Origin of the sequence: Mesorhizobium sp. M1E.F.Ca.ET.063.01.1.1, from assembly GCF_003998155.1 — a bacterium.
Lineage (GTDB): Bacteria > Pseudomonadota > Alphaproteobacteria > Rhizobiales > Rhizobiaceae > Mesorhizobium.
The window spans coordinates 1-5479 of sequence record NZ_RZSC01000392.1; the positions used below are offsets into that span (position 1 = coordinate 1).

The following is a 5479-nucleotide window of genomic DNA, read 5'->3' on the forward strand; positions in this document are numbered from 1 at the left end:
TGAAGACGCTCGACGTCGCACGGGTCGCTGCCGCGGCCGACCGGCTGCTTAGGGTTCCGGCAGCCGCATGAAGGTGCTGATCGTCAAGACATCGTCGATGGGTGATGTCATCCATACCTTCCCGGCTGTCGAGGATGCGCTCCGCGATCGCCCGGACATAAGCTTCGACTGGTGCGTGGAAGAGGCCTTTGCCGGCGTCGTCGCCTTGCATCCAGCGATAAAGTCTATCCACAAGGTGGCGATCCGGCGTTGGCGCAGGAAGCCACTTGACGGCGGCACTTGGCGCGAGATGGCCGGCCTGCGCCGCGCGCTGCGTGCTGGTCATTATGACCTGGTCATCGACGCCCAGGGGCTGTTGAAGTCGGCCGTTGTCGCCAGGCAGGCTGGCGCACCGATCGCCGGCTTCGACCGTTCGAGCGTCCGCGAGCCCTCGGCAACGCTGTTCTACGATCGCGGATACGCGGTCCCGCGCGACCTGCACGCCATCGAGCGCACGCGGCGGCTGTTCGGCCTGGCGCTTGGCTACGAGCCCGATCTTTCCCGTCTCGGGTCCGGCATAGTGCCGCCGGCAGGTAACCTTCCCATCCTTGAAGGCAGGCTTGCCTTCCTGCTGCACGGCACCAGCCGCGAGGACAAGAAATGGCCGGTCGACGACTGGATCGAGACCGCGCGCCAACTGGTGGCCAGGCAATTCGCGCCGGTCGTCACCTGGTCGAACGAACAGGAAAAGCGTGTCGCCGAAGCGATCGCTGGCGACGTGCCGAAAACGGTGCTGGTCCCAAAATCGCCGCTTGCCGAGATCGCCGCGATCCTCGGCCGGTCGACGCTGGTGATCGGCGCCGACACCGGTCTCACCCACCTCGCCAGCGCCTTCGGCCTTCCGACGGTCGCCATATTCCTGGCGACGGAGCCGGGCTTGACCGGCCCGCGCGGGCCGTTCTCCTCGACCCTGCTGGCGCCCGCAGGCGGCAGGGTGACGCCGGCCGAGGTGATGGCTGAAGCGGAACGGCTGCTGGCACAGCGCGCTTTCTCCCCCGCAAGGGGGGAGATTAAGAGCTAGATAAACTGCACCTGGACGATCTCGTACCCCCTGGCGCCGCCCGGAGCGTTGACCTCGATGGCGTCGCCGACTTCCTTGCCGATCAACGCACGCGCGATCGGCGAGGAGATCGAGATGCGGCCGGACTTCACGTCCGCTTCCTGGTCGCCGACGATCTGATAGGTCTTCTTTTCCTCGGTATCCTCGTCGACCAGCACGACGGTCGCGCCGAACTTCACCTTGTCGCCGCTGAGCTTCGTGACGTCGATCACCTCGGCGCGCGCGATCAGGTCCTCAAGCTCGTTGATACGGCCCTCATTGTGGCTCTGCGACTCTTTCGCGGCGTGGTACTCGGCATTTTCGGACAGGTCGCCATGCGAGCGCGCTTCGGAGATCGCCTCGATGATGCGCGGACGCTCTTCCTGCTGGCGCCAGCGCAGTTCTTCCTTCAATGACGCGAACCCCTCGCCTGTCATCGGGACCTTGATCATATACCTGACCTTTCCTGCCGCCGCCCCCGCTTATCGGGAGCAGCCTTGTCGATGGTACAAAAAGAAAACGGTCCGGCAGCCTCGGGCTAACGGAACCGTTTCACCACAATTTCCCCGAATATAGCGATCTTCGCGCGATTTTCACGCCCAAAAAATCAACTTTGGCAAAATCATCACCGCTTTCATGCGGTTGATGTGGCAGCGGCAAGCAAAAAACCGGCTGCGATCGCTCGCAGCCGGTTCGAAAAGTCTTGGGACTGAATCAGCTCCTCAGGAAATGGTCGATCTGCTCGGAGAGCATGCCATATTCGCGCGAGCCTTTGCCTGTCCGCTTCTCGATCTCCTTCAGCTGCTCCTGCGCGCCGGCAAGATCGCCGATCTGCAGATGGGCCTCGCCGAGATATTCGCGCACCAGCGTGTAGTCGGGATTGATGCGCAGCGCTTCCTCGTAATAGCCGAGGCCGACCGTGATGCGGCCGGAATGGCGGTGCGAATAGCCGAGATAGTTGAGGATGCGCGGATCCTGCTTGTTGGCGGCTAAAGTCAGCACCGAGATCGCCTCGTCATAGCGTCCGGCCATCGCGAGATCGTGGCCCGCTTCGTAGATGCTGTCGTCATCCAGCATGCCATATTGCGGCTTTACGCATTTGTTTTTCTTCTTGTCCCAGACCTCGCCCTTCTTGCACTGGGTGGTGCCACCACCGCTGCCGCCACCACCGCCTTCGCCGGCCGTGAAAGCTGGCGCCACAAACAGTGGCAGGGTCGCAACAGCCAGGACCTGAACAAGCAATCGTCTGCGCATCGATGCCTCCTTGAGCGTGACAATGGCAGACTAACGCCGCCTTGATGCGGTTTCATCCCGAAAAGCAGGTGACGGCCGAACTATTTCGAATGTTCAAGGCGGCTCGGCTGCTTGCGAACGGATGTGACGCGGGCCGCAAATCCGCTATCATCAGTCGAGCGCACGACGAGGAGAAAGGCCAGTGCAGCAGCGCCTCGAGAAGGAATGGGAGCTTTCGATCGACCCGGACACGGTGCGCCTGTTTATCCTCAAGGCCAAGGCGCTGAGCGCCGGCGTCAACGAGGATTACGACGACGGCGCCGAGCACGAGGTCGAGTTCGACGGCGACAGGCATGACAGCCACCACCATGACGGCCTTGTCGAAGAAGCGTCGGAAGACCTCACCGAGGAGGAGTTCCGCGAGTTGATCAACGATCTCAACGTCGATGAAGCGGCCGAGCTCGTGGCGCTGGCCTGGGTCGGCCGCGGCGACTACGATGCTTCCGAGTGGGTCGAGGCGGTGGCCGCGGCCCGCGAGCGAGCCAACAGGCGCACGGCAAAGTATCTGCTTGGCCTGCCGCAGCTCGCCGACTGGCTCGAGGAAGGCCTGGAGGCGATCGGCGCGTAACCGGCCCGTAACGGATTTTGATCGCAGCGCCGCTGCTTCCAAGGCAACCTTGCCGTGCCGGGCCCGTTTCCGGCCGATGGCAACGCTGAGCTTTTCCGGATTTTGCAGACTGGCGCTGCCTTTGGCGGCGGCCCTGCTAATCACGCCGGCCGATGCCAAGCATCGTTACAGGCAGCCGCTGACACCGCGTATGGAGCAGCCGTTGACGCAGCGGGCCGATCAGCCACTGAGGCCGAGGAGCAAGCACCGCATGAGATCGCGGGCCAAGCGGCATATCGCGCCAAAGCTGACGCAACAGCAAACGCAGGACCAGCCGACCTTGCCCGCCGATGTTCCGGTGCCAGAGCCACGTCCCGCGGAAGCGCGAAAGGCCGACGCCGCAACGATGGAAGAGCGGAAGGCTGCCGGTCCAAAGGACGCTGACGCATCCGACCGGATCAATCAAGAAAAGTCTCGTCAGGGAAAGCGTCCCGAGCCTTCAGCCCCGGAGCCGTCAACCGATATGGAAAGCGAACCAGAGGCGCCGGCCGCAGTGCCGATTCCGACACAAAGACCCGACATCGCGGAACCGGAGCCGCCCGCTGTCGCACCGAAGCCACCCGAAAAACCGGCTGATACCGGCGACAACAAAATGCTGCCCGATCCGCGCTCGGCTGAATTGCCTGCCGACAGGATGCCGGAAGAAGAGGTGGCGTGCCGCGATCGGCTGAAGGCGCTCGGCGTCGAATTCGAGGAGCACAAGGCCGAGCACGACGCCGAGATCGGCTGCTCGATCCCCTACCCCATCGTTCTGAAAACGCTGGGAAAATCGATCGGTATCGGTTCCGGCACCGAGCTCAATTGCCGGATGGCCGAGGCTGCCGCGCGCTTTGCCGCCGATGTCATCCGGCCGGCGGTAAGGGCCGAATTCGGCGCCGATCTGAAATCGATCGCCCAGGCCTCCGCCTTCGTCTGCCGTCCGCGCCACGGCGGCGGCAAGCTTTCGGAACACGCCTTCGGCAATGCGCTCGATATCGCCTCCTTCACGCTGTCGGATGGCAGGACGATCGAAATTGGTCCGGTGCCGCCCGAGAAGGATGCCAAGTTCCTGGCTACTGTGCGCAAGGCCGCCTGCGGGCCGTTCAAGACAGTGCTCGGTCCGGGCAGCGATGCCGACCATTCGCTACATTTTCATTTCGACCTCGAGCCGCGCCGCCACGGCGGAACCTTCTGCCAATAAAAAAGGATTTCAAGAACAGTCGCCGCAATTCGGCCCCAGGCATGAATGCCGGCGCTGATCTTTCCTTTACTGTTGGCGACTAAACTTGTGCCATCCGGGGATAGGAAGCCTTTCAATGACCGGAAGACTTGGCGCCATGCTTGCCATGGCGCGACAGAACGATTTTGCGCGCTCTGCCACCGTCTGGCTGGCCACCGGGCTTGCCGTCGCGGCCGTGTCGGCCTGCAACACGGGCGATGTCTTCTCGCTGCAGCCGGCCGTCGACGTCGGCAGCCAGACCGCTGCCGTGCCCGAGGCGCCGCAATATTCCGGCATGCAGCGCCTCGTTCCTTCCAATCCCTATATGACCCAGGCTGCCTATCCGCGCATGGATGAGCCGATGTCGCCGGTCGAGCAGATGCCCGCAAGCGAGATCGACTGCCGCAACGAGCTGAAACGCATGGGCGTCGTCTATACGGATATCCAGCCGATCCATGAAGGCCAGTGCGGCATCGACTTCCCGGTGAAGGTTTCGGCCATCGGCAGCGTCGAGATGAAGCCCGCCGCCACGCTGACCTGCAACATGGCCGCGACCTTTGCCGCCTGGACCAGGAACGAACTCGTGCCGGCAGCCCGCTGGCGCTATTTCTCCGGCGTCAGGGCCATCCACCAAGGCTCGAGCTATTCCTGCCGTAACATCGCCGGCGAAGGCGTGCTCTCGGAGCACGGCAAGGGCAACGCGCTCGACGTCATGAGCATCGAGCTCAACAATGGCGACGACATCGACGTCCGCAAGCCCGGCCTGTTCGCTTTCCGCACCCGCGGCTTCCTCAACAACGTGCGCGCCGACGGCTGCCAGTATTTCAACACGGTGCTCGGTCCGGGCTACAATTACGATCACCGCAACCACTTCCACTTCGACGTCAAGAACCGCAGGAGCGGCTACCGCGCCTGCCGCTAAAGCAATCCCGAAACCTCTGCCCAATGCGCGCAACGCGACATAGAGTGGCCGTGCATCGACTTGGGAGTGGTCTCTCTTGGGTGAGCGGAGCCTTCGGCGGCGCGCCGCGATCTGGCTGGCGGCGTTTTGCGCTTTCTATCTGGCATTTGCCTATCTCGCCGCGCCGGAATTCTGGACCTGGCGGGAGCGCGGCTTCCGCACACAGCGTTTCGAGATGGTGACGCACACGCCGCAAGGAATTCCGGGCGACCCGATCAATGTCGGCCTTGTCGGTACCGAAAAGGAAGTGGTCCACGCTTTTGCCGTCGCCGGTTGGGACACGGCCGACGCCGTCACGCTCAGGACCGCTATCGACATCGGCGAAAGCGTCCTGTTCTCCCG

The 5479-nt window shown here is 63.3% G+C and carries 7 protein-coding genes; 5 read left to right on the forward strand and 2 right to left on the reverse strand.

The features are described 5' to 3' along the window. Positions 1–67 precede the first annotated feature (67 nt). The gene (waaC, locus tag EOA29_RS23465; protein ID WP_126092427.1) at positions 68–1060 is read left to right on the forward strand and encodes a lipopolysaccharide heptosyltransferase I; all 993 of its coding nucleotides are present in this window, start codon (positions 68–70) and stop codon (positions 1058–1060) included. Here waaC and greA read toward each other — a convergent pair. Next, complete coding sequence (greA, locus tag EOA29_RS23470; RefSeq protein WP_040970906.1) at positions 1057–1530, reverse strand: transcription elongation factor GreA; 474 nt, start codon at positions 1528–1530, stop codon at positions 1057–1059. The two genes, waaC and greA, sit on opposite strands and share 4 nt — an antisense overlap. Positions 1531–1792: 262 nt before the next feature. Then, the gene (locus tag EOA29_RS23475) at positions 1793–2332 is read right to left on the reverse strand and encodes a tetratricopeptide repeat protein (RefSeq protein WP_126092426.1); all 540 of its coding nucleotides are present in this window, start codon (positions 2330–2332) and stop codon (positions 1793–1795) included. Positions 2333–2513: 181 nt separating this feature from the next. Here EOA29_RS23475 and EOA29_RS23480 point away from each other — a divergent pair, with 181 nt between their 5' ends. From EOA29_RS23480 to EOA29_RS23495, 4 genes are all read left to right on the forward strand, one after another. Then, a complete protein-coding gene (locus tag EOA29_RS23480) occupies positions 2514–2939 on the forward strand; it encodes a DUF3775 domain-containing protein (protein ID WP_126092425.1) in 426 nt (141 codons plus the stop codon). A gap of 190 nt (positions 2940–3129) precedes the next feature. Next, positions 3130–4158, forward strand: a complete 1029-nt coding sequence (locus tag EOA29_RS23485) for an extensin family protein (RefSeq protein ID WP_126095796.1) — start codon at positions 3130–3132, stop codon at positions 4156–4158. 115 nt (positions 4159–4273) lie between these two features. Further along, complete coding sequence (locus EOA29_RS23490) at positions 4274–5098, forward strand: extensin family protein (protein WP_126092424.1); 825 nt, start codon at positions 4274–4276, stop codon at positions 5096–5098. 76 nt (positions 5099–5174) lie between these two features. Next, positions 5175–5479, forward strand: a 305-nt coding sequence (locus EOA29_RS23495) for an LssY C-terminal domain-containing protein (RefSeq protein WP_189478966.1), incomplete at its 3' end; no start/stop codon positions are given.

What these genes read in the sequence shown, in the direction of transcription:
- EOA29_RS23490 (WP_126092424.1), top strand. Translation starts at nt 4,274, where the DNA reads ATGACCGGAAGACTTGGCGCCATGCTTGCCATGGCGCGACAGAACGAT.
- EOA29_RS23475 (WP_126092426.1), bottom strand. Translation starts at nt 2,332, where the DNA reads ATGCGCAGACGATTGCTTGTTCAGGTCCTGGCTGTTGCGACCCTGCCA.
- waaC (WP_126092427.1), top strand. Translation starts at nt 68, where the DNA reads ATGAAGGTGCTGATCGTCAAGACATCGTCGATGGGTGATGTCATCCAT.
- greA (WP_040970906.1), bottom strand. Translation starts at nt 1,530, where the DNA reads ATGATCAAGGTCCCGATGACAGGCGAGGGGTTCGCGTCATTGAAGGAA.
- EOA29_RS23485 (WP_126095796.1), top strand. Translation starts at nt 3,130, where the DNA reads ATGGAGCAGCCGTTGACGCAGCGGGCCGATCAGCCACTGAGGCCGAGG.